We start from the raw sequence: 21,367 nt of genomic DNA, 5'->3' as shown, positions 1-21,367 counted from the left end.
CGGAAAGGCGTTAGAAGCCGCCTTATGGACTTGAACACGATAGAGCGCGACGACGTCGACGCCGCGGCCGAAGCGATGGCCGCGCCGGCGGCAACCGCCAGGAAGGTCTTCGTCAAGACCTATGGCTGCCAGATGAACGTCTATGATTCACAGCGCATGACCGATGCGCTGGCCGCCGACGGCTATTCCACGACCGATGCCATCGGCGAGGCTGATCTGGTGCTGCTCAACACCTGCCATATCAGGGAAAAAGCGGCGGAAAAAGTCTATTCCGAGCTCGGCCGAATCCGCGATATGAAGGCCGAACGTGCCTTGGTCGGCCGCGAGTTGCTGGTCGGCGTCGCCGGCTGCGTGGCGCAGGCCGAAGGCGCCGAGATCATTCGCCGCTCGCCGGCCGTCGATCTGGTCATCGGCCCGCAGACCTATCACCGGCTGCCCGACGTGCTGGCGCGGGTGCGCGGCGGCGAGAAGATCGTCGAGACCGACTACGCCATCGAGGACAAGTTCGAATACCTGCCGCAGCCGAAGCGCGCCGAGGTTATCAAGCGCGGCGTCACCGCTTTTCTCACCGTGCAGGAAGGCTGCGACAAATTCTGCACCTTCTGCGTCGTGCCCTACACCAGAGGCTCGGAAGTCTCGCGTCCGGTGGCGCAGATCGTCGCGGAGGCCGAGCGCCTGGCGGAAGCCGGCGTGCGCGAGGTGACGCTGCTGGGCCAGAACGTCAATGCCTGGCATGGCCGGGGCGAAAACGGCGAGGAATGGGGCCTTGGCCGCCTGCTGTTCAGGCTGGCCGAAATCCCGGGCCTGGCGCGACTGCGCTACACGACCAGCCACCCACGTGACATGGACGACGAACTCATCGCCGCTCACCGCGATCTGCCGGCATTGATGCCTTATCTGCATCTGCCGGTGCAATCAGGTTCCGATCGCATCCTCAAGGCGATGAACCGCCGGCACACGGCCAAGGATTATCTGGCGCTGCTCGACCGCATCCGCACTGCCCGGCCCGATATCGCGCTTTCCGGCGATTTCATTGTCGGCTTCCCCGGTGAGACCGAAGCGGATTTCGAGGCGACCATGGAACTGGTGCGGCAGGTGAATTACGCCTCTGCCTTCTCGTTCAAATATTCGCCGCGTCCCGGCACGCCGGGCGCTGAAATGCCCGATCATGTGCCGGAAACGGTCAAGGATGAGCGCCTGCAGCGGCTACAAGCTCTGCTTTTGAAACAGCAGCAGGACTTCGGCACAAGCCTGGTCGGCAGCACCATCGACACGCTGATCGAGAAGCCCGGCCGACAGGCCGGCCAGAAGGTCGGCCGCTCACCGTGGCTGCAGCCGGTTATTGTTGATGAAACGGCCGGCGAAATCGGTGACATTATCCAGGTGCGAATCACGAAGACGGGCTACAACAGCCTGTTCGCCGAATTGGCCTGAGGGTCTCGGCAGATGAGGAGAGACGGTTGAGCGCTGCGGAAGTGAAGAATCTACCCCACGCCACGGCATCCGGGGCTTCTGATATGGCGCATATCGTTCTGACTTTCGACAACAACAAGCTTGCCAGCGCCCTTTACGGTCAGTTCGACGAAAATCTCGCCAGACTCGAGCAGAAGCTCGGCGTCGACATCCGCTCCCGCGGCAACCAGCTGACCATCAAGGGCTCGGCGTCAGCCGCCGAGCAGGCGCGCCGCGCCCTGGACAATCTCTACGGCATTCTCCAGAAAGGCGTCGATATCGGCCAGTCCGACGTCGATGGCGCCGTCCGAATGGCAATCGCCGCCGACGATCAGCTGACGCTGCCGACGCTGGAGCGCAAGGGCAAGGTCTCCGCCGCCCAGATCGCCACCCGCAAGAAGACGATCTATGCCCGATCGCTCAACCAGGACGCCTATATGCGGGCGCTGGAGCGGTCGGAACTGGTGTTCGGCATTGGTCCGGCCGGCACCGGCAAGACCTATCTGGCGGTAGCGCATGCGGCGATGCTGCTCGAGCGCGGCATGGTCGAGCGCATCATTCTGTCGCGGCCGGCCGTCGAGGCCGGCGAGCGGCTCGGTTTCCTGCCGGGCGACATGAAGGAAAAGGTCGATCCCTATCTGCGGCCGCTCTATGACGCGCTTTACGACATGATGCCGGCCGACAAGGTCGAGCGCGCCATTGCCGCCGAAGTCATCGAGATCGCGCCGCTCGCCTTCATGCGCGGCCGCACGCTGGCGCATGCCGCCGTCATCCTCGACGAGGCGCAGAACACCACGCCGATGCAGATGAAGATGTTCCTGACCCGTCTCGGCGAGAACTCGCGCATGATCGTCACCGGCGATCCAACCCAGATCGACCTTCCCTCCAACACCAAATCGGGCCTCGTCGAAGCCTTGCGGGTGCTGGACGGCGTGGCAGGCGCGGTCACCGTGCGCTTCAACGACGGCGACGTGGTCCGCCATCCGCTGGTGGCGGAAATCGTCAGGGCCTATGACCGGGATGCCAAACTGGCGCGCGGCCTCGGTGCCGAGAATTGATTTTGACGATGCGGCTTCATGCCTGAGGATTTAATATCCGGCGACGGGAATGTTCCTGTCAACATCGATATCTCAGTCGAAGCGGGCGAATGGCCGGATGAGGCAAGCCTGAAGCGGCTGGTCGATCGCGCTGTCGCGGCTGCCTTTGCCGAGACCGGCGGGGCTGGCCGTTCCGAACTCAGCCTCGTTTTTTCCGACGACACGCATATCCGGACCCTGAACGCCGGCTGGCGAGGCAAGGACAAAGCGACCAACGTCTTGTCTTTCCCGGCTTTTCCGCTTGTGAAAGGCGCTCCTTTGCCGCCGATGCTGGGCGACATCGTGCTCGCCGCAGAGACGGTCGCGCGTGAAGCGGCACTGGAAGATAAGCCGGTTGAGAACCATATCACTCATCTCGTCATCCACGGCCTGCTGCATCTGCTGGGCTACGATCACGAGACCGATGCGGATGCCGAGGCGATGGAGGCCGTTGAACGCGCAGCGCTCGCGAGACTTGCCATTCCCGATCCCTACGCGTAACTACATCTGATCAATTGACCGGACGACGATGAACGACAAACCAGAGACTGCCGCCCGCCCCGACGCCGGCAGTGCGACTAAGGCTTCCGATACGTCGGAAGAGGGATCAAGTCCCAGTACCATTACCTCTGGTGCTGCCAGCACCGGCAGCGCTGCCAGCGAAACCTCGCCTGCCGGCCCCTCCCTGTTCGACCGCGTGCTGCGTTTGTTCCGGCAACGCAACGGAACCAGCCTGCGCGAGGAAATCGCCGGCGCCCTTGCCGAGACGACGAGCGACGCCGGGGCCTTCTCGCCCGGCGAACGCGCCATGCTCAACAACATCCTGCGCTTGCGCGAGGTGCGCGTCGAGGACGTCATGGTGCCGCGCTCCGACATTCAGGCGGTCGAGATCACGACGACGCTCGGCGATCTGCTTGGCACCTTCGAGCAGTCCGGCCATTCGCGCATGCCGGTCTATTCCGAGACGCTCGACGATCCCCGCGGAATGGTGCATATCCGTGACGTGCTGGCTCACATCACCAAGATCGCGCGCGTCAAAAAAGGCCGCACTACAAGGAAAACTCCTGCCGCCACGGTGCTTGACCTCGCCCAGGTCGACCTCGCGCGCACCATTGGCGACCTCAGTCTGATCCGTCCGGTGCTGTTCGTTCCGCCATCGATGCTTGCCTCCGACCTGATGGCCCGCATGCAGACGACGCGCACGCAGATGGCGCTGGTCATCGACGAATATGGCGGCACCGATGGCCTCGCCTCGCTGGAAGACATCGTCGAGATGGTGGTCGGCGATATCGAGGATGAGCATGACGACGATGAGCCTATGATTACCCGGAGCGGCGACGGCGTGTTCATCGTCGACGGCAAGGCCGAGATCGACGATGTCGCCAAGATGATCGGTGAGGATTTCGCCGCTGGCGAACATGGCGATTATGTCGATACCATTGGCGGCATGATCTTCAACACGCTCGGTCGCGTACCGGCGCGTGGCGAGGTGGTTCAAGCCATTCCCGGCTTCGAATTCCATGTGCTGGATGCCGATCCGCGCCGCGTCAAGCGCGTGCGCATCGTGCAGAGCCAGAAGGGCGAGCGCCGCCGGCGCGCCACGGCCCGTGCCGAACAGGCGTGAGCGTTTCGCTCGCCCGATGACCGTCGACGACCCGTTCAAGCACGCAAGCCAGGGCTCCGGCGTGTTCTACAAGGATCCTCGAGCCGCGCTGGACTGGCTGGAGGCGGCTTTCGGCTTCGAGCGCAGCATGGTGGTCAGCGATGCCGAGGCAAAGCTCGTCCATTCCGAGATGCGGTTTGGCGACAGCTACATCATCGTCGATTCCGAATGGACCGATCACGTCGCCAGCCCGGCCTCAGTCGCCGGCAAGAACACGCAGTCGGTCTATGTCAGGCTGAAGGACGGCCTGGATGCCCATTGCGAGCATGCCAGGGCCAGGGGTGCCGAGATCGTCCAGGAGCCGGCGGATCAGTTCTATGGCGAACGCCAGTATCGGGCACGCGATCCCGAGGGCCATGTCTGGACCTTCACGCAAACCCTGTGCTCTGTTTCTCGTGAAGAGGCCGAACGGCTGGGCGGCCTGCGGATCGAAGGCTGGCACCGCTAGGCTCGGTCCACCTCTGGCGATCTCCTGCCGTTTGGCCCGCGGACCGTGGCCTGTTAAATCTTGGCTATTGATTCGCGCGACTCGGAAGTATGCATGGTGCGCCTTGCCGGCCGGATAATTCTTCTTTGGGGTTGGGGGCGCGCGCTCGTGGCGTTTCTCGCTGGCGCGCTGGCGGTGCTTGGCCAGGCGCCTTACGATTTCTTCGCCGCCTGTTTCATCTCTTTTCCCGTGCTGGTCTGGCTGCTCGACGGCGCGACCGGTGATGCTTCCGGCGGCCTGGTGCGGCGCCTGCGGCCGGCCTTCGCCGTCGGCTGGTGGTTCGGCTTCGGCTATTTCCTTGCCGGCCTGTGGTGGATCGGCTCGGCTCTGCTGGTCGAGGCCGACAACTTTGCCTGGGCGCTTCCCTTCGCGGTGGTCGGCATTCCCTTCGCACTCGCCTTTTTCTACGGCTTTGCGGCCATGGTTGCGCGGCTGTTGTGGAGCAGCGACATCGGACGCATCGCCGCCCTTGCCTTCGGCTTCGGGCTGGCGGAATGGCTGCGCGACTTCCTGTTCACCGGTTTTCCCTGGAATGCCATCGGCTACGCGGCCATGCCCGTGCCGCTGTTGATGCAAAGCGTCTCGGTCACCGGCATGATCGGCATGAACGCGCTCGCGGTGTTCGTCTTCGCACTGCCGGCGCTTCTGGCGGCGCGCCGGCATCTGCGCCTCGGCGCCGGACTGTTTGTCGTGCTTGCCGCTGCCCATGTCGGCTACGGCTATGTCAGGCTTGCCGCTCCCGAAAAGCCTGCGGTGCACAGCCTGGACGTCCGCATCGTCCAGCCGGCCGTTGACCTCTCGGAAAAATGGGACGCCTCGGTGCGCGATCGCATCTTCGCAACCTTGATCGGGCTGTCGGCCAAGGCACCGGATCCGGGTCACGGCAAGCCGCAACTGATCCTGTGGCCCGAAACCTCGGTGCCGTTCCTCTTCACGGAGCGTCCGGACGCATTGACGGCGCTGGGCGACATGCTGGCACCTGGCCAGATGCTGATGGCCGGCGTCGTCCGCGAGGAAGGCGGTTCGGCCGCAAGTGCCGACAGCCGCTACTACAACTCCGTGGTGGCGATCGACGACAAAGGTGAAATCACTGATGCCGTCGACAAGGTTCACCTTGTGCCGTTCGGCGAATATCTGCCTTTCTCCGATCTGCTCGATCATTTCGGTATCGAGCAACTCGTTGCCGGGCCGATGAGTTTTGCGGCCGGCAACGAGCGGCACGCCATTGCGTTGCCTGATGGCATCCGTGCATTGCCATTTATCTGCTATGAGGTGATCTTTCCCGATCTCGTGGCAGTTGACGCTACGTCAGCACAGCTTATTGTGAACGTCACCAATGATGCGTGGTTCGGCGACACGCCGGGTCCGTATCAGCATTTCAGGCAGACCCAGATCCGTGCGGTGGAGAATGGATTGCCATTGTTGCGTGCAGCCAACAACGGCATCTCGGCCGTCGTCGATCCGCGCGGGCGCATCGTCGATGCGCTGGCGATCGATGCCCGCGGCGCCATCGACGCCCATGTGCCGATTTCCGAAGAGGCGGTCATCTCTCCTGGCCAACGACGCATTAACGGAATGCTGATCATGTTGCTGTTTGCCATTGCGGCCGCACTTTTGAGCGTAAGGCAGAGGCTACGGGTGAATTGACAGCCCACACATTAGAAACTCATACTGTAAGCGCCTGATATTTCTCGAAGTCGGTTGATCGTTCTGTTGGGGCAGTTGCCTCCGGCTTCATTTGGGCAGGAAAAAATAGAGAAGCCGAAAAAATTCGGCGAGGAAAAAATGATAGAAGATAACAAGAAGAAACCGAATCCGATCGACATCCATGTTGGCAGTCGCATTCGGCTTCGCCGCAATATGTTGGGAATGAGCCAGGAAAAGCTGGGAGAAAATCTCGGCATCACATTTCAACAAATTCAGAAGTATGAAAAGGGCACCAACCGCGTCGGCGCCAGCCGTCTGCAGGCGATCGCGTCCATCCTCGGCGTGCCTGTCGCCTTCTTTTTCGAGGATGCGCCCGGCCAGGAGGCCGTGGCAGGCCGGGGATTTGCCGAGGATGCGTCGATGGCCTTCGCCGTCGAATTCTGCGGCAGTCCCGAAGGCCTCCAGCTCAACCGGGCCTTTGTCAAGATCGCCGACGCCAAGGTGCGGCGCAGGATAATAGATCTGGTCAAGTCTCTCTCCACCGATGATGCCGACTGATCCGCAATCACGCTTGGACCGGCGGCGCCCTGCCGCCGGTGGCACAAGATAACTGCAGCGACATTCATGCCAGAACCGAAGCATCGCTTGACGAGCGGCGCATCGCCCCGCTAACACGTGGCGCGCCAAAGTCGGCAGCCTGCCGATCGTTTTTCAAGAGGGGACACCCGTGACGCGGCAGAACTACTTCTTTACCTCGGAATCCGTTGCCGAGGGCCATCCCGACAAAGTCTGTGACCGGATTTCCGACGAGATTGTCGATCTGGTCTATCGCGAAGCCAAGAAGACCGGCATGGACCCATGGAAAGTCCGAGTCGCCTGCGAGACACTTGCGACAACCAACCGCGTCGTCATCGCCGGCGAGGTGCGCGTCCCGGAGACACTGCTGAAAAAGGACAAGGCAGGCAACATCCTCACGGATGCCGCCGGCCATCCCGTCGTCAATCCGGCCAAGTTCAAGTCGGTCGCCCGCAAGGCGATCCGCGAAATCGGCTATGAGCAGGCCGGCTTCCACTGGAAGACTGCGAAGATCGAGGTCCTGCTGCACGGCCAATCGCCGGACATCGGCCAGGGTGTCGACAATGCCTCCGACCGTCAGGGCGAAGAAGGCGCCGGCGATCAGGGCATCATGTTCGGCTACGCTTGCCGCGAGACGCCGGATCTGATGCCGGCTCCGATCTATTACAGCCACAAGATCCTGGAACTGCTGGCCGCTGCCCGTCACGAAGGCAGCGGTGAAGCCGGCAAGCTCGGGCCGGACGCCAAGAGCCAGGTCACCGTCCGCTACGTCGACGGCAAGGCCGCCGAGGCGACGCAGATCGTGCTGTCCACGCAGCACCTCGATGCGAGCTGGGACTCGAAGAAGGTCCGCAAGGTCGTCGAACCCTATATCCGCGAGGCATTGGGCGAGCTGAAGATCTCCGACGACTGCATGTGGTACATCAACCCGACCGGCAAGTTCGTCATCGGCGGGCCGGACGGTGACGCCGGCCTGACCGGCCGCAAGATCATCGTCGACACCTATGGCGGTGCCGCTCCCCATGGCGGCGGCGCTTTCTCCGGCAAGGACACCACCAAGGTCGATCGTTCGGCGGCCTATGCGGCGCGCTATCTGGCCAAGAACGTCGTGGCGGCGAAACTCGCCGACCGCTGCACCATCCAGCTTTCCTACGCCATCGGCGTCGCCCAGCCGCTGTCGGTCTATGTCGACCTGCACGGCACCGGCAAGGTCGACGAGGCAAAGCTGGAGGAGGCGCTGCGCAGCGTGATGGATCTGTCGCCGTCCGGCATCCGCCGCCATCTCGATCTCAACAAGCCGATCTACGCCAAGACGTCGTCCTACGGCCATTTCGGCCGCAAGGCCGGCCGTGACGGGTCTTTCTCCTGGGAAAAGACCGATCTCGCCAAGGCGCTCAAGGACGCTGTCGGCGCCTGATAGCGACGCCGCAAAGTCCCGCCATGGACCCGAAGGACAGACCAAGCCGCGCGACCGAAGCCTTTTTCGGTCGCCGGCGCGGCAAGACCATGCGTCCGCAGCAGGCGGCCGCTCTGGAGAGCGGTTTCGGGACATACCGGCTCGATCTGACAGCAGAACCGCCGGCCGATCTGCAAGCTCTGTTCAAAGCCGATGTTTCGGCGGTTCGCCTCGAGATCGGATTCGGCGGTGGCGAACATCTTCTCCATCGCGCGGCCGAGGCGCCCTCGATCGGCTTTATCGGCGTCGAGCCGTTCGTCAACGGCATGGCCAAGTTGATGATGGCGGTGCGGGAGAAACCGCTCGCCAATCTGCGGGTTTATGACGACGATGCCACCCGGTTGCTGGACTGGTTGCCGCAAGCCTCGCTCGACGGGATCGACCTGCTCTATCCCGATCCCTGGCCGAAGAAGAAACACTGGAAGCGGCGCTTCGTCAGCCCGGTCAATCTCGATCGGTTCGCGCGCGTGCTGAAGCCGGGCTCGAAGTTCCGCTTTGCGTCCGATATCTACACATATGTCAACTGGACGTTGCTGCATTGCCGTGCGCATGGTGCGTTCGCCTGGCAGGCTTCGGAGGCGGCGGACTGGCACCGGCCCTATGATGGCTGGCCGGGCACTCGCTACGAAGCGAAGGCCATTCGTGAGGGCCGGCGGCCGGCCTATCTCACTTTTGTCAGAACATAGGCGCGCTCACGGACGCACCAGCCTCCGGCCGCCGCAAAGGCGAGTCCACTCGCCAAATCTAGAAACGACCGATCCTGTTGAAGACAGCCGGATCCATTCCGAGCTTGCGCAGGTCGTCAGCACGCGGCTTGCGGCCCATTTGCACCGCGCGCGAGGCGGCGACCGCGCTGCCAAATGTCGTGAAGAGCTCGCCAATGGCGGAAAAGATCTTGCGGCTGGTCATGTCATGCCTCTCTGTGCTGTGTCGTGCATTCCTTGTGCGATGTGCTANCGGAAAAGATCTTGCGGCTGGTCATGTCATGCCTCTCTGTGCTGTGTCGTGCATTCCTTGTGCGATGTGCTATAAATGGAAATGCAGCGGCAAGGCTCACAGGGGTTTCGCCGCAGGGAGGCCACGCGTCTGGCGCAACACTGGCGCCGCAATGGGTTTTGTGCGGCCCGCACGGCGGGCTTGAAAGACCGGCCGCGATCGTCTATATCAGCCTCAAATTCTTGGTCGGTATGACGAAGAGTGGGTCCACCCGGTCCCGCTCTTTTTTATTTCCTGCCGATAACTTCGGATAGAGCGACAGGATATCAATGACTGCAACGGCAAGCGAGGGCGACGATCGCATCATCCGCGAAAGCGGCATCGATGCGCGCATCGCGCTGATCGTCCAGCCGGTTCTGCGCGGCATCGGCTTCCGCCTCGTGCGGGTGCATCTGTCGGGCCAGAATGGGCTGACGCTGCAGATCATGGCCGAGCGCGAGGACGGCACCATGACCGTCGAGGATTGCGAAGAGGTCAGCCGGGCGGTGTCGCCGGCGCTCGACGTCGACGATCCGATCGAAAAGGCCTATCATCTGGAGGTCTCGTCGCCCGGCATCGACCGGCCGCTCGTCCGCAAATCGGATTTCGCGACTTGGACGGGTCATCTGGTCAAGATGGAGACATCGATCGTCGTCGCCGACCGCAAGCGGTTCAAGGGCAAGATCGTCGAGGCCGGCGAAGACGATGTGTTGATCGAGCGCGAAAAGGCTGCCTATGGCGAGGAGCCCACGGTGCGTGTCCCCTATGATGCGATTTCCGAAACGCGCCTGATCCTGACCGACGATCTCATTCGGGATGCCCTGTCGAAGGACAACAGGGCGCGCAAGGAAGCCAAGAAACGTCGCGGCGAACCGGACGACGATGAGTCGGGTACGGAAGCGGACGCCACGGAAGAACACGAACAGGAACTATGATTGAGCTGCTGGGCGCGAAGGTCCGGCAAACAGGCTCGGGAGAAAAACGATGGTTGTAAGCGCCAACAGACTTGAACTGCTGCAGATCGCCGACGCGGTCGCGCGCGAAAAGTCGATCGACAAGTCGATTGTCATCGCCGCCATGGCCGACGCGATCCAGAAGGCGGCACGTTCGCGTTACGGTCAGGAGACCAACATCCGCGCCGACATCAACCCGAACACCGGCGAGATGAAGCTGCAGCGGCTGATGGAAGTGGTCGAGAAGGTCGACGACTACGCCACGCAGATCGCCATTTCCTCGGCCCGCGAGCGCAATCCCGATGCCCAGCTCGGCGACTTCATCGCCGAACAGCTGCCGCCGATGGATTTCGGCCGCATCGCCGCCCAGTCGGCCAAGCAGGTCATCGTGCAGAAGGTCCGCGAGGCCGAGCGCGATCGCCAGTACGACGAGTACAAGGACCGCATCGGCGAGATCGTCAACGGCACGGTTAAGCGCGTCGAATACGGCAACGTCATCGTCGATCTCGGCCGTGGCGAGGCAATCATCCGTCGCGACGAACTGATCCCGCGCGAAAACTACAAATACGGCGACCGCGTCCGCGCTTATGTCTATGACGTGCGCCGCGAGCAGCGCGGCCCGCAGATATTCCTGTCGCGTACCCATCCGCAGTTCATGGCCAAGCTGTTCACCATGGAAGTGCCGGAAATCTATGACGGCATCATCGAGATCAAGTCGGTCGCCCGCGACCCCGGCTCGCGCGCCAAGATCGCGGTCATCTCGCGCGATAGCTCGATCGATCCGGTCGGCGCCTGCGTCGGTATGCGCGGCAGCCGCGTCCAGGCCGTCGTCGGCGAGTTGCAAGGCGAGAAGATCGACATCATTCCGTGGTCGCCATCGGCGGCGTCCTTCATCGTCAACGCGCTGCAGCCGGCGGAAGTCGCCAAGGTCGTGCTCGACGAGGACGCCGAGCGCATCGAAGTCGTGGTTCCCGACGACCAGCTGTCGCTGGCCATCGGCCGTCGCGGCCAGAACGTGCGGCTTGCTTCGCAGCTGACCGGCTGGGATATCGACATCCTGACCGAGGCCGAGGAATCCGAGCGTCGCCAGAAGGAATTCGTGGAGCGTTCGTCGCTGTTCATGGAAGCCCTCGACGTCGACGAGATGGTCGGCCAGGTGCTCGCCTCCGAAGGATTCACCAGCGTCGAGGAAGTCGCCTATGTCGATTCCGGCGAAATCGCCTCGATCGATGGCTTCGACGAGGACACCGCTTCGGAGATCCAGACCCGCGCCCGCGAATATCTGGAGAAGATCGAAGCCGAACACGACGACAAGCGCAAGGCGCTCGGCGTCTCGGACGAATTGCGCGAAATCCCCGGCATCACCACCGCCATGATGGTGACGCTCGGCGAGGACGGCGTGAAGACGATCGAGGACTTTGCCGGCTATGCCGCCGACGACCTGACCGGCTGGAAGGAACGCAAAGACGGCGAGACCAAGGTCTATCCGGGTGTGCTGGCCAATCATGGCGTGACACGCGCCGATGCCGAGCAAATGGTTCTGGCCGCCCGCCTCAAGGCTGGATGGATCACCGAAGACGAGCTTGCAGCCGAAGAAGAATCGGCTGACGAAGCCGTTGGTGCGTGAGGTGAAACCGCATCGCACCGAACCCGCCCTTGGACGAGATGAACGATCGCACCTGCATCGTCACCCGCAGGCAGGCCGAACCGGATGATCTGATCCGGTTCGTCGTCGGCCCGGATTCGGCCGTCGTTCCCGATATCAAGAGAAATTTGCCCGGCCGCGGTTGCTGGGTGAGTGCCGACCGCCTACATATCGACAAGGCTGCGGCGAAGAACCTTTTCGCTCGCGCCTTCAAGGCACAGGTGGTCGTGCCGCCCGATCTTGGCGGCATGGTCGACGGGCTGCTTTCCAGATACGCTCTGGGCATGCTCGGTCTTGCCCGCAAGGCAGGCGCGATTGCGCTGGGCGCCACCAAAGTCGAGAGCGCTGTGCGTGGCGGATTGGCGCTTTTCGTGCTCCACGCGACCGAGGCGTCCGACGACGGTGTACGCAAGATCAGTCAGGCACGACGGGCGACAGTCCATCTCGGCGGCCCTGTTATCCTTGCCTACAAACTTTTCTCCGAGGCCGAGTTGAGCTTGGCATTGGGGGGTACAAATGTGATACATGCTGCCGTTCTCGCGGGAGACGCGGGCAGGGCGGTCCAGAAGCGCATGGTTGCGCTCGACCGGTATCGGGGCGGTTCCCCGGACGATCTGGCAATGCTTGCGGCTGTTGCTGACGAAGATGATGCCGCAGAGGATATGGAATGAGCGATACGAAATCGGGTGACGACAATACGCTGAGTGTGACGCCGAAGAAGACCTTGACGCTGAAGCGCCCCGGTATGGAACAGGGCACTGTGCGCCAGAACTTCTCGCACGGCCGCACCAAGCAGGTCGTCGTCGAAACCAAGAAGCGCAAGTTCTCGATGCCCGGCGACAAGCCGGAGCCGGTTGCCGCCCCCGTCTTCACACCGAAGCCAGCGGTCGTGGCCGCACCCGTTGTCGTGCAGGAAGCGCCGAAGGCGCCGCCACCCCCGCCACCGGCCCCGGTCGAGCGCAGCGGCATGGTGCTGAACGAACTGTCGCGCAGTGAAATGGAAGCACGCCGCAGGGCGCTCGAGGGCTCGAAGGTTCGCGAGGTCGAGGACCGTCAGCGCGCCGCCGAGGAGGCCAAGCGCCGCGCCGAGGACGAAGAACGCCGCAAGCGCGAACGCGATGAATCGGCGCGCCGCCAGGCCGAGGAAGAGGCGCGGTTGCAGACCGAGGCCGAGTCCCGCCGTCGGGCCGAGGAAGAGGCGCGCCGCCGCGCGCCGCTGACCGCTGAACTGGCGACGGTCGACGACGAAGAACAGGTCAAGCCGAAGCGGACTGGTGCCGGTGTGCCGGTGCGCCGTCCGGTCACGCCCGAAGTGGCGCGCCCGGCCAAGCCGACCAAGAGCGAGGAAGACCGCCGCCGTGGCAAGCTGACGCTGAATTCAGCATTGTCCGACGAAGATGCGCGAGCCCGTTCGCTGTCGTCGATGCGTCGCCGCCAGGAAAAATTCAAGCGCGCGATGCACAATGAGCCGCGCGAGAAAGTCATGCGCGAAGTGATCCTGCCAGAGACGATTACCATCCAGGAATTGGCGCAACGCATGTCCGAGCGTGCGGTCGACCTGGTCAAGTTCTTCATGAAGCAAGGCCAGATCCTCAAGCCGGGCGACGTCATCGACGCCGACACGGCCGAACTGGTTGCCACCGAATTCGGCCATACGGTTCGCCGCGTCGCAGAATCCGACATCGAGGAAGGCCTGTTCAACATCGCCGACAATGCCGAGGACCTGGTGTCGCGTCCGCCTGTCGTGACGATCATGGGTCACGTCGATCACGGCAAGACCTCGCTGCTCGATGCCATCCGCAACGCCAACGTCGTCTCCGGCGAAGCCGGCGGCATCACCCAGCATATCGGCGCCTACCAGGTCGAGAAGAACGGTCACAAGATCACCTTCATCGACACGCCCGGCCACGCCGCTTTCACGGCGATGCGTGCTCGTGGCGCCCAGGCGACCGACATTGCCATCCTGGTGGTCGCGGCCGACGACAGCGTCATGCCGCAGACGATCGAATCGATCAGCCATGCCAAGGCGGCCGGCGTTCCGATCATCGTGGCGATCAACAAGATCGACAAGCATGATGCCGATCCGCAGAAAGTGCGCTCCGAACTGCTGCGCCACGAGGTCTTCGTCGAATCCATGGGCGGTGAAGTTCTGGACGTCGAAGTGTCGGCGACCAAGGGTACCAATCTCGACAAGCTGCTCGAGGCGATCCTGCTGCAGGCTGAAATTCTCGACCTGAAGGCCAATCCGGATCGTACCGCCGAAGGCGTCGTCATCGAAGCCCAGCTCGACAAGGGCCGTGGCCCCGTCGCCACCGTGCTGGTGCAGACCGGCACGCTGATGCCAGGCGACATCCTTGTTGCCGGCAACGAATGGGGCCGGGTGCGTGCGCTGGTCACCGATCGTGGCACGCAGATCAAGGAAGCGCCGCCGGCGATGCCGGTGGAGGTGCTTGGCCTGCAGGGTACGCCGCAGGCCGGCGATCGCTTCGCCGTGGTCAACAACGAGGCCCGTGCCCGCGAGATCACCGAATATCGCCAGCGTCTGGCGCGCGAGAAGGCGGTTGCCAAGCATGCCGGCCAGCGCGGTTCGCTCGAGCAGATGATGTCGCAGTTGCAGACGAGCGGGCTGAAGGAATTCCCGCTGGTCATCAAGGGCGACGTGCAGGGCTCGATCGAAGCGATCAACGCGGCGCTAGACAAGCTCGGCACCGACGAAGTGCGTGCGCGCATCGTCCATGCCGGCGCCGGCGCCATCACCGAAAGCGACGTCTCTCTGGCGGAGACTTCCGGTGCCGCGATCATCGGCTTCAATGTCCGCGCCAACGTCCAGGCGCGTGCCGCAGCTGTGGCAGCGGGCATCGAGATCCGCTACTACTCGATCATCTACAACCTCGTCGATGACGTGAAGGCGGCTCTGTCGGGCCTGCTGTCTCCGGAGCGTCGCGAGACCTTCATCGGCAATGCGCAGATCCTCGAAATCTTCGACATCACCAAGGTCGGCAAGATCGCCGGCTGCCGTGTCACCGAAGGCAAGGTCGAGCGCGGTGCGGGCGTTCGCCTGATCCGCGACAATGTCGTCATTCACGAGGGCACGCTGAAGACACTGAAGCGCTTCAAGGACGAAGTTTCGGAGGTCCCAGGCGGTCAGGAATGCGGCATGGCCTTCCAGAACTACGAGGACATGCGCGTCGGCGACGTCATCGAGTGCTTCCGCGTCGAGATGGTGACCCGGACGCTGTAAGCGCTGGCACATGGAGCAAGAACGGAGCCTTGAGTACCGCTTTGTTCTAACTCCTGCCGATTTTTCAGGGGTCTATTCAAGGGCGCGGAACGAAGATCGTCTCCGCGGCCTAAGAAGGTTGACCTACTGCCTTCTCGTTGGCATTCCACTTATGCTTGCCACAAATTATCTCGACAGTTCCGGCGCTTTGGTCGGAGTTATGGGAGTTGTGGGCATGATGACTATTGTCACAGGCATCATGACCAATCTCGGCCCCATTCTGGCCAGACGAGGCGAGGTTGCTCATTTCGAACCTGAGCCGACCTTGATCCGTGTACACGGCACTGGCATCTCAAAGCTTGTCACAGATTCAGAAACCCATATCGGGTGGAGGTCCGTAGACAAAATTACTCTGACCGATTTCGGCATCGGGTTCGTGATGCAAGAAGGCGGTTGGTTCATTCCGATAAGTGCGTTTGAGTCCGAGTCCAGCATGAAGGCTGGGTACGACGAGATCGTATCAGTCATGGCTTCTGGACAGGTTGGCCAAGAGACAGAGCATTCCGAGCCACGTACGTTGCATTAGTGGCAAACCCGCGATCCTGGGCTCCCGGTGGGGTAGCCAAGCGGGGTCAACAGCGTTAAGTGGACGATTTATGCGGTTCGAACCCGCGCGAAGGAAGAGTTTTCATGCCAAGATCGACAACCGCTGGCCCAACCCAGCGCATGCTGCGCGTCGGCGAGCAGGTGCGCCATGCCTTGTCCGAGACCTTGCAGCGCGGTGAGATCATCGATCCGCTGATCGAGAACACCGTGGTGTCGGTCTCGGAAGTGCGCATGTCGCCCGACCTGAAGGTCGCCACCGCCTTCGTCTCGCCGCTCGGCGCCAAGGACACAGATGCGGTGGTCGAGGCGCTGAACAAGCACGCGAAATTCATCCGCGGCCGCGTCTCTGGCGCGCTGCGGCAGATGAAATTCATGCCGGAGTTCCGCTTCAAGCTCGACACCTCCTTCGATAATTTCGCCAGGATCAACGACCTGTTGAAGTCGCCCGAGGTAGCACGCGATCTGGGTCCTGAGGACCAGGACAAAGACGACAACAAGGACACAGAATAGTGGCGCGTCGCGGCAAGAAGAAAGGCCGGCCGATCTCGGGCTGGCTGATCCTGGACAAGCCGGTCGGCATGGGCTCGACCGAAGCCGTCTCCAAGATCAAATGGCTGTTCCAGGCGGAAAAGGCCGGCCATGCCGGCACGCTTGACCCGCTCGCCTCCGGCATGCTGCCGATCGCGCTTGGCGAGGCCACCAAGACCGTGCCCTACGTGCAGGACGGCGCCAAGATCTATCGCTTTACCGTTGCCTGGGGACAGGAGCGCTCGACCGATGACCTCGAAGGTCCGGTGACGAAGGAGTCCGACCTGCGTCCATCGGAAGCCGAGGTCAAAGCGCTGCTGCCGAAATACACCGGCGTCATCATGCAGACGCCGCCGCAATTCTCGGCCATCAAGATCGCGGGCGAGCGTGCCTATGATCTGGCACGCGACGGCGCGACAATCGATATTCCGCCACGCGAGGTCGAGATCGGCCGGCTCGATATTGTCGGGCATAGCGCCGACCATACGGTTTTCGAGGTCGAGTGCGGCAAGGGCACCTACGTGCGCTCGCTGGCCCGCGACATGGGCCGCGACCTCGGCTGCTTCGGTCATATTTCCGAATTGCGCCGGGTCGAGGTCGAGCCATTCACGCCGGAGGATTTCGTCACCATCGCCGAACTGGAAGCCGCTCGTTTCGGTGTGCGGGATGAAGACAGCTCGGAGGCGACGGATGTCGCCGACACGACAGAAGCCACTGGCGCGACAGAAGTCGCTGACGTGATGGAAGCGCCGATCGACTTCGACGCCATCGACGCGCTTCTGGTCGATACGGCGGCCGCCCTCGACTGCCTGCCGCAGGTCGCCATCAGCGACGATGCAGCGACCAAGATCCGCCTTGGCAATCCCGTAATCATCCGCGGCCGCGACGCGCCGGTGGAAGCCGAGGAAGCCTGCGCCACTGCTCGCGGCAAGCTGGTCGCCATCGGTGCCATCGAGCAAGGCATGTTCAAGCCCAAGCGGGTCTTTGCCGGCTGAGGGCACTCATCTAATGTCTGCGGACATAGCGTTAGAGGGGGCTCCATGGCAAAGGCTGAGGCGGTGAAGAAGCGGGCGCCGGTGAGGACGAGGCGGCCGCCGGTTGGTGCATCGCCCGGTACGCTGATTGCCGACCCGGCAGCTCGTCGCTCGGAACTGCGGCTGACTATGATCTCGCCGCAGAAATTCAAGACCATCGAAAACGCCAGCATCGACGACCTCAACACCCATTGCGACAAATGGCCGGTCATCTGGCTCGACTGTACCGGCCTCGCCAACATCCCGCTGATCGAGGAAATCGGCCGCATTTTCAGCCTGCATCCGCTGGCGCTGGAAGACGTCGTCAACACCGGCCAGCGGCCGAAGGTCGACTTCTTCGAGGACCATGCCTTCGTCGTCGTCAGGATGATCGACGATATCACGTCGCACCGCTATGAGCAGATCGCCGTCTTCTTCGGCAACAATTTCGTCGTCACCTTTCAGGAGCGTGAAGGCGATCCTTTCGATCCCGTGCGCAAGCGCATCGAGAGTTCCGCGCCCAACCGGTTGCGCGCGCGGGGCGCCGACTACCTCGCTTACGCGCTCATCGACGCCGTCGTCGACAGCTATTTTCCGCCGGTCGAGTCGGCCGGCGAACTGGTCGACAGCATCGAGGATGAGATGCTGCATTCGACGCACAAGCATCAGATGCGACAGCTGCATGAATTGCGGCGCGATGCCAATGTGCTGAAAGGGGTGCTGTGGCCCATGCGCGACGCGCTGGCGACGCTGATCCGCAACGACGTGCCCTATGTGAAGGCCGAGACCAAAATATTCCTCAACGACACGCTCGACCATTCGCTCAGGCTGATCGAACTGGTGGAAACCCAGCGCGACATGCTGACCGGCCTGATCGAGATGCATCTGTCGCTGAGCCAGGCACGCACCAACGACGTCATCAGCTATCTCACCATCGTGTCGGTCATCTTCATGCCGCTTACCTTCCTGGTCGGCATCTGGGGCATGAATTTCGATCCAGGGTCTTCGCCCTGGAACATGCCGGAACTGAAGGCCTATTATGGCTATCCGTTATCGCTTCTGTTCATGGCGCTTGTCGCGCTCGGGCTGATTGCCTTCTTCAAATGGAAGAAATGGCTCTGACAAGGATAGAACCGGCCATTTTGGCCTGAAAAGCCGGCTTGTGAATTGGGCTGGTGTTTTCCGGGGAATTGCACTATATGCGCCGCAGCATAGCGCTATGACGCCTTGCTTGCACCGGCCCCTGCTGGACGACATCCCGGCTGAGGGCGACCCGTTTCCTCAAACAGATAAGGAAAAACACGATGTCGATTACTGCCGAGCGCAAACAGGAATTGATGGGTGAATTCGCAACCGCCAAGGGCGATACCGGGTCTCCGGAAGTCCAGGTGGCCATCCTTTCCGAGCGCATCAAGAACCTGACCGACCATTTCAAGGACCACAAGAAGGATAACCATTCCCGCCGTGGTCTGCTCGCTCTCGTCTCCCAGCGCCGCAGCCTGCTTGATTATCTCAAGCGCAAGGATGACGCGCGCTACCAGACGCTGATCGAGAAGCTCGGTCTGCGCCGTTGACGAATTGACCGGCGGGCTTTCTTCGGAGAGCCCGCCGGTCGCGCATTCTGCCAGTCGCATCGACTGGCCAGACCCGGTTTCGATCGTGCAGAGGGCACTCGAAACCGCCCATGGACGGTCATGGGGCAGGATTGCAGGACGCTCGTGCGCGCTCGCCGCGCCGAAATTAGCCGAGCCTCCCGCTGTCTTGCCCGTGGCTGCCCGAGAAAGGAAGCCAAGGGAATGGGCATCCGCGCACCGTGAAACGGCGCGGCCCTTTCCTCATATTAAGGACAAGATATGTTCAATCACCACAAAGTGGAAATCGAATGGGGCGGCCGTCCGCTCATCCTCGAAACCGGCAAGATCGCGCGCCAGGCTGATGGCGCGGTGCTCGCCACCTACGGCGAGACCAAGGTTCTCGCCACCGTCGTTTCGATGAAAGAGCCGAAGCCCGGCCTCGATTTCTTCCCGCTGACCGTCAACTACCAGGAAAAGACCTACGCCGCCGGCAAGATCCCGGGTGGCTATTTCAAGCGCGAAGGCCGTCCGAGCGAGAAGGAAACGCTGGTTTCCCGCCTCATCGACCGCCCGATCCGCCCGCTCTTCGCCTCAGGCTACAAGAACGACACCCAGATCGTCGTCACCGTCGTCCAGCACGATCTGGAAAACGATCCCGACATCCTGTCGATCGTTGCCACCTCGGCTGCCCTGACGCTCTCGGGCGTGCCGTTCATGGGCCCGATCGGCGGCGCCCGCGTCGGCTATATCAACGGCGAATATGTGCTCAACCCGCATGTCGATGAGATGCAGGAATCGAAGCTCGACCTGGTCGTCGCCGGCACCACCGACGCCGTTCTTATGGTTGAGTCCGAAGCCAAGGAACTCGGCGAAGAGCTGATGCTCGGCGCCGTCATGTTCGGCCACAAGGGCTTCCAGCCGGTCATCGACGCCATCATCAAGCTGGCCGAAGTTGCCGCCAAGGAGCCGCGCGACTTTACCGCGCCGGATTATTCCGCGCTTGAAGCCGAAATGCTCAAGATCGTCGAAGGCGAACTTCGCGATGCCTACAAGATAACCGACAAGCAGAAGCGCTACGCCGCCGTCGACGCCGTCAAGGCCAAGGTCAAGGCTGCGTTTGCCCCGGCGGAAGGCGAAGAAGCCAAGTACGCCTCCGAGCAGATCGGCACCGTGTTCAAGGAACTCCAGGCCAAGGTTGTGCGCTGGAACATCCTCGACACAGGCTCGCGCATCGACGGCCGCGATCTCAAGACGGTCCGCAAGATCGTCTCCGAAGTCGGCGTCCTGCCGCGCACCCACGGTTCGGCGCTGTTCACCCGCGGCGAGACCCAGGCTCTGGTCGTTGCCACGCTCGGCACCGGTGAGGACGAGCAGTATGTCGACTCGCTGACCGGCATGTACAAGGAGAAGTTCCTCCTTCACTACAACTTCCCTCCCTACTCCGTCGGTGAGACCGGCCGCATGGGTTCGCCGGGCCGCCGTGAAATCGGCCATGGCAAGCTCGCCTGGCGCGCCATCCGTCCGATGCTGCCGAGCGCCGACCAATTCCCCTACACGCTGCGCGTCGTCTCGGAGATCACCGAGTCGAACGGTTCGTCGTCGATGGCGACCGTCTGCGGCACCTCGCTGGCGCTGATGGATGCCGGCGTGCCGCTGGCCAAGCCCGTCGCCGGCATCGCCATGGGCCTGATCAAGGAAGGCGAGCGCTTCGCGGTTCTGTCCGACATCCTTGGCGACGAGGATCACCTCGGCGATATGGACTTCAAGGTCGCCGGCACCGCCAACGGCATCACCTCGCTGCAGATGGACATCAAGATCGAGGGCATCACCGAGGAGATCATGAAGATCGCCCTGGACCAGGCCAAGGATGGCCGCCAGCATATCCTCGGCGAGATGGGCCACGCGCTCTCCGGCGCGCGTGCGGAACTCGGTGAGTTCGCACCGCGCATCGAAGTGATGCACATCCCGACCGACAAGATCCGCGACGTCATCGGCTCGGGCGGCAAGGTCATCCGCGAGATCGTCGAAAAGACCGGCGCCAAGATCAACATCGAGGACGACGGCACGGTCAAGATCGCTTCATCCAACGCCAAGGAGATCGAGGCGGCGAAGAAGTGGATCCACACCATCGTCGCCGAGCCGGAAGTCGGCGAAATCTACGAAGGCACGGTCGTCAAGACCGCCGACTTCGGTGCTTTCGTGAACTTCTTCGGTCCGCGTGACGGCCTCGTCCACATCTCGCAGCTTGCCAACGACAGGGTCGCCAAGACCTCGGACGTGGTCAAGGAAGGCGACAAGGTCTGGGTCAAGCTGATGGGCTTCGACGAGCGCGGCAAGGTCCGCCTGTCGATGAAGGTCGTCGACCAGGCCACCGGCAAGGAACTCGCCCGCGACAAGAAGACCGAAGGCGAAGAAAACGCCGCCTGATCGGTCTTGAGTTCATGACTCGAAGCGGGCGCGGCTTATGTCGCGCCCGTTTTCTTTTTCAGCCGCTTT

The 21,367-nt window shown here is 62.5% G+C and carries 20 protein-coding genes; 19 read left to right on the top strand and 1 reads right to left on the bottom strand.

The window, feature by feature from the left end:
* Window positions 1-24 precede the first annotated feature (24 nt).
* From miaB to X744_RS161975, 9 genes are all read left to right on the top strand, one after another.
* Window positions 25-1,434 carry a tRNA (N6-isopentenyl adenosine(37)-C2)-methylthiotransferase MiaB gene (gene miaB / locus X744_RS161935; protein WP_023758128.1) on the top strand — a complete coding sequence of 470 codons (1,410 nt, stop codon included), beginning with the start codon at window positions 25-27 and terminating at the stop codon, window positions 1,432-1,434.
* Window positions 1,435-1,517: 83 nt separating this feature from the next.
* Window positions 1,518-2,510, top strand: a complete 993-nt coding sequence (locus tag X744_RS161940; protein ID WP_023758127.1) for a PhoH family protein — start codon at window positions 1,518-1,520, stop codon at window positions 2,508-2,510.
* 18 nt (window positions 2,511-2,528) lie between these two features.
* Window positions 2,529-3,029: an rRNA maturation RNase YbeY gene (ybeY, locus tag X744_RS161945; RefSeq protein WP_023758126.1), complete on the top strand. Its 501-nt coding sequence runs from the start codon at window positions 2,529-2,531 to the stop codon at window positions 3,027-3,029.
* Window positions 3,030-3,057: 28 nt separating this feature from the next.
* On the top strand, window positions 3,058-4,152 hold the full coding sequence (locus tag X744_RS161950) for a hemolysin family protein (RefSeq protein WP_023758125.1): 1,095 nt from the start codon (window positions 3,058-3,060) through the stop codon (window positions 4,150-4,152).
* A 16-nt stretch (window positions 4,153-4,168) separates the two neighbouring features.
* Window positions 4,169-4,639 (top strand): VOC family protein, encoded by a 471-nt coding sequence (locus X744_RS161955; protein ID WP_023758124.1) that lies wholly within the window; start codon window positions 4,169-4,171, stop codon window positions 4,637-4,639.
* 93 nt (window positions 4,640-4,732) lie between these two features.
* On the top strand, window positions 4,733-6,325 hold the full coding sequence (gene lnt, locus X744_RS161960) for an apolipoprotein N-acyltransferase (protein WP_023758123.1): 1,593 nt from the start codon (window positions 4,733-4,735) through the stop codon (window positions 6,323-6,325).
* A gap of 138 nt (window positions 6,326-6,463) precedes the next feature.
* On the top strand, window positions 6,464-6,883 hold the full coding sequence (locus tag X744_RS161965; RefSeq protein WP_023758122.1) for a helix-turn-helix transcriptional regulator: 420 nt from the start codon (window positions 6,464-6,466) through the stop codon (window positions 6,881-6,883).
* 169 nt (window positions 6,884-7,052) lie between these two features.
* Window positions 7,053-8,318 (top strand): methionine adenosyltransferase, encoded by a 1,266-nt coding sequence (gene metK / locus X744_RS161970; RefSeq protein ID WP_023758121.1) that lies wholly within the window; start codon window positions 7,053-7,055, stop codon window positions 8,316-8,318.
* A 23-nt stretch (window positions 8,319-8,341) separates the two neighbouring features.
* Window positions 8,342-9,043: a tRNA (guanosine(46)-N(7))-methyltransferase TrmB gene (locus X744_RS161975; protein ID WP_023758120.1), complete on the top strand. Its 702-nt coding sequence runs from the start codon at window positions 8,342-8,344 to the stop codon at window positions 9,041-9,043.
* A gap of 58 nt (window positions 9,044-9,101) precedes the next feature.
* On the opposite strand, the gene X744_RS1000000171645 is transcribed toward X744_RS161975, so the two are convergent.
* Complete coding sequence (locus X744_RS1000000171645) at window positions 9,102-9,266, bottom strand: hypothetical protein (protein ID WP_023758119.1); 165 nt, start codon at window positions 9,264-9,266, stop codon at window positions 9,102-9,104.
* Between the two features lie 356 nt (window positions 9,267-9,622).
* Here X744_RS1000000171645 and rimP point away from each other — a divergent pair, with 356 nt between their 5' ends.
* The 10 genes from rimP to pnp all read left to right on the top strand — a co-directional run bounded on the left by rimP (window position 9,623) and on the right by pnp (window position 21,298).
* Entirely contained in the window at window positions 9,623-10,267 is a 645-nt protein-coding gene (gene rimP / locus X744_RS161980) for a ribosome maturation factor RimP (RefSeq protein ID WP_023758118.1), read from the top strand.
* Between the two features lie 49 nt (window positions 10,268-10,316).
* Complete coding sequence (gene nusA / locus X744_RS161985) at window positions 10,317-11,912, top strand: transcription termination factor NusA (RefSeq protein WP_023758117.1); 1,596 nt, start codon at window positions 10,317-10,319, stop codon at window positions 11,910-11,912.
* Window positions 11,913-11,950: 38 nt separating this feature from the next.
* On the top strand, window positions 11,951-12,601 hold the full coding sequence (locus X744_RS161990) for an RNA-binding protein (RefSeq protein WP_023758116.1): 651 nt from the start codon (window positions 11,951-11,953) through the stop codon (window positions 12,599-12,601).
* Window positions 12,598-15,171, top strand: coding sequence for a translation initiation factor IF-2 (gene infB / locus X744_RS161995; protein ID WP_023758115.1), 2,574 nt, complete (start codon window positions 12,598-12,600; stop codon window positions 15,169-15,171). Before X744_RS161990 ends, infB begins: the two co-directional genes overlap by 4 nt.
* A gap of 214 nt (window positions 15,172-15,385) precedes the next feature.
* A complete protein-coding gene (locus X744_RS1000000173460) occupies window positions 15,386-15,736 on the top strand; it encodes a hypothetical protein (protein WP_156938492.1) in 351 nt (116 codons plus the stop codon).
* 104 nt (window positions 15,737-15,840) lie between these two features.
* Window positions 15,841-16,266 carry a 30S ribosome-binding factor RbfA gene (gene rbfA / locus X744_RS162000; RefSeq protein ID WP_023758113.1) on the top strand — a complete coding sequence of 142 codons (426 nt, stop codon included), beginning with the start codon at window positions 15,841-15,843 and terminating at the stop codon, window positions 16,264-16,266.
* Window positions 16,266-17,279, top strand: coding sequence for a tRNA pseudouridine(55) synthase TruB (gene truB / locus X744_RS162005; protein WP_023758112.1), 1,014 nt, complete (start codon window positions 16,266-16,268; stop codon window positions 17,277-17,279). The genes rbfA and truB overlap by 1 nt, the downstream gene beginning before the upstream one ends.
* A 45-nt stretch (window positions 17,280-17,324) precedes the next feature.
* On the top strand, window positions 17,325-18,419 hold the full coding sequence (gene corA / locus X744_RS162010; RefSeq protein ID WP_023758111.1) for a magnesium/cobalt transporter CorA: 1,095 nt from the start codon (window positions 17,325-17,327) through the stop codon (window positions 18,417-18,419).
* A 140-nt stretch (window positions 18,420-18,559) separates the two neighbouring features.
* Window positions 18,560-18,871: a 30S ribosomal protein S15 gene (rpsO, locus tag X744_RS162015; RefSeq protein ID WP_269470859.1), complete on the top strand. Its 312-nt coding sequence runs from the start codon at window positions 18,560-18,562 to the stop codon at window positions 18,869-18,871.
* A 279-nt stretch (window positions 18,872-19,150) separates the two neighbouring features.
* A complete protein-coding gene (pnp, locus tag X744_RS162020; RefSeq protein WP_023758110.1) occupies window positions 19,151-21,298 on the top strand; it encodes a polyribonucleotide nucleotidyltransferase in 2,148 nt (715 codons plus the stop codon).
* Window positions 21,299-21,367: the final 69 nt, after the last annotated feature.

This window comes from Mesorhizobium sp. LNHC252B00 (assembly GCF_000502955.1).
GTDB lineage: Bacteria > Pseudomonadota > Alphaproteobacteria > Rhizobiales > Rhizobiaceae > Mesorhizobium.
This window is presented reverse-complemented; position numbering and strand designations above follow the sequence as displayed.

Excerpts from the sequence above, each read along its gene's own strand:
- miaB (WP_023758128.1), top strand. The coding sequence starts at position 25 with ATGGACTTGAACACGATAGAGCGCGACGACGTCGACGCCGCGGCCGAA.
- X744_RS161940 (WP_023758127.1), top strand. The coding sequence starts at position 1,518 with ATGGCGCATATCGTTCTGACTTTCGACAACAACAAGCTTGCCAGCGCC.
- ybeY (WP_023758126.1), top strand. The coding sequence starts at position 2,529 with ATGCCTGAGGATTTAATATCCGGCGACGGGAATGTTCCTGTCAACATC.
- X744_RS161950 (WP_023758125.1), top strand. The coding sequence starts at position 3,058 with ATGAACGACAAACCAGAGACTGCCGCCCGCCCCGACGCCGGCAGTGCG.
- X744_RS161955 (WP_023758124.1), top strand. The coding sequence starts at position 4,169 with ATGACCGTCGACGACCCGTTCAAGCACGCAAGCCAGGGCTCCGGCGTG.
- lnt (WP_023758123.1), top strand. The coding sequence starts at position 4,733 with ATGGTGCGCCTTGCCGGCCGGATAATTCTTCTTTGGGGTTGGGGGCGC.
- X744_RS161965 (WP_023758122.1), top strand. The coding sequence starts at position 6,464 with ATGATAGAAGATAACAAGAAGAAACCGAATCCGATCGACATCCATGTT.
- X744_RS161975 (WP_023758120.1), top strand. The coding sequence starts at position 8,342 with ATGGACCCGAAGGACAGACCAAGCCGCGCGACCGAAGCCTTTTTCGGT.
- X744_RS1000000171645 (WP_023758119.1), bottom strand. The coding sequence starts at position 9,266 with ATGACCAGCCGCAAGATCTTTTCCGCCATTGGCGAGCTCTTCACGACA.
- rimP (WP_023758118.1), top strand. The coding sequence starts at position 9,623 with ATGACTGCAACGGCAAGCGAGGGCGACGATCGCATCATCCGCGAAAGC.
- nusA (WP_023758117.1), top strand. The coding sequence starts at position 10,317 with ATGGTTGTAAGCGCCAACAGACTTGAACTGCTGCAGATCGCCGACGCG.
- X744_RS161990 (WP_023758116.1), top strand. The coding sequence starts at position 11,951 with ATGAACGATCGCACCTGCATCGTCACCCGCAGGCAGGCCGAACCGGAT.
- infB (WP_023758115.1), top strand. The coding sequence starts at position 12,598 with ATGAGCGATACGAAATCGGGTGACGACAATACGCTGAGTGTGACGCCG.
- X744_RS1000000173460 (WP_156938492.1), top strand. The coding sequence starts at position 15,386 with ATGATGACTATTGTCACAGGCATCATGACCAATCTCGGCCCCATTCTG.
- rbfA (WP_023758113.1), top strand. The coding sequence starts at position 15,841 with ATGCCAAGATCGACAACCGCTGGCCCAACCCAGCGCATGCTGCGCGTC.
- corA (WP_023758111.1), top strand. The coding sequence starts at position 17,325 with ATGGCAAAGGCTGAGGCGGTGAAGAAGCGGGCGCCGGTGAGGACGAGG.
- pnp (WP_023758110.1), top strand. The coding sequence starts at position 19,151 with ATGTTCAATCACCACAAAGTGGAAATCGAATGGGGCGGCCGTCCGCTC.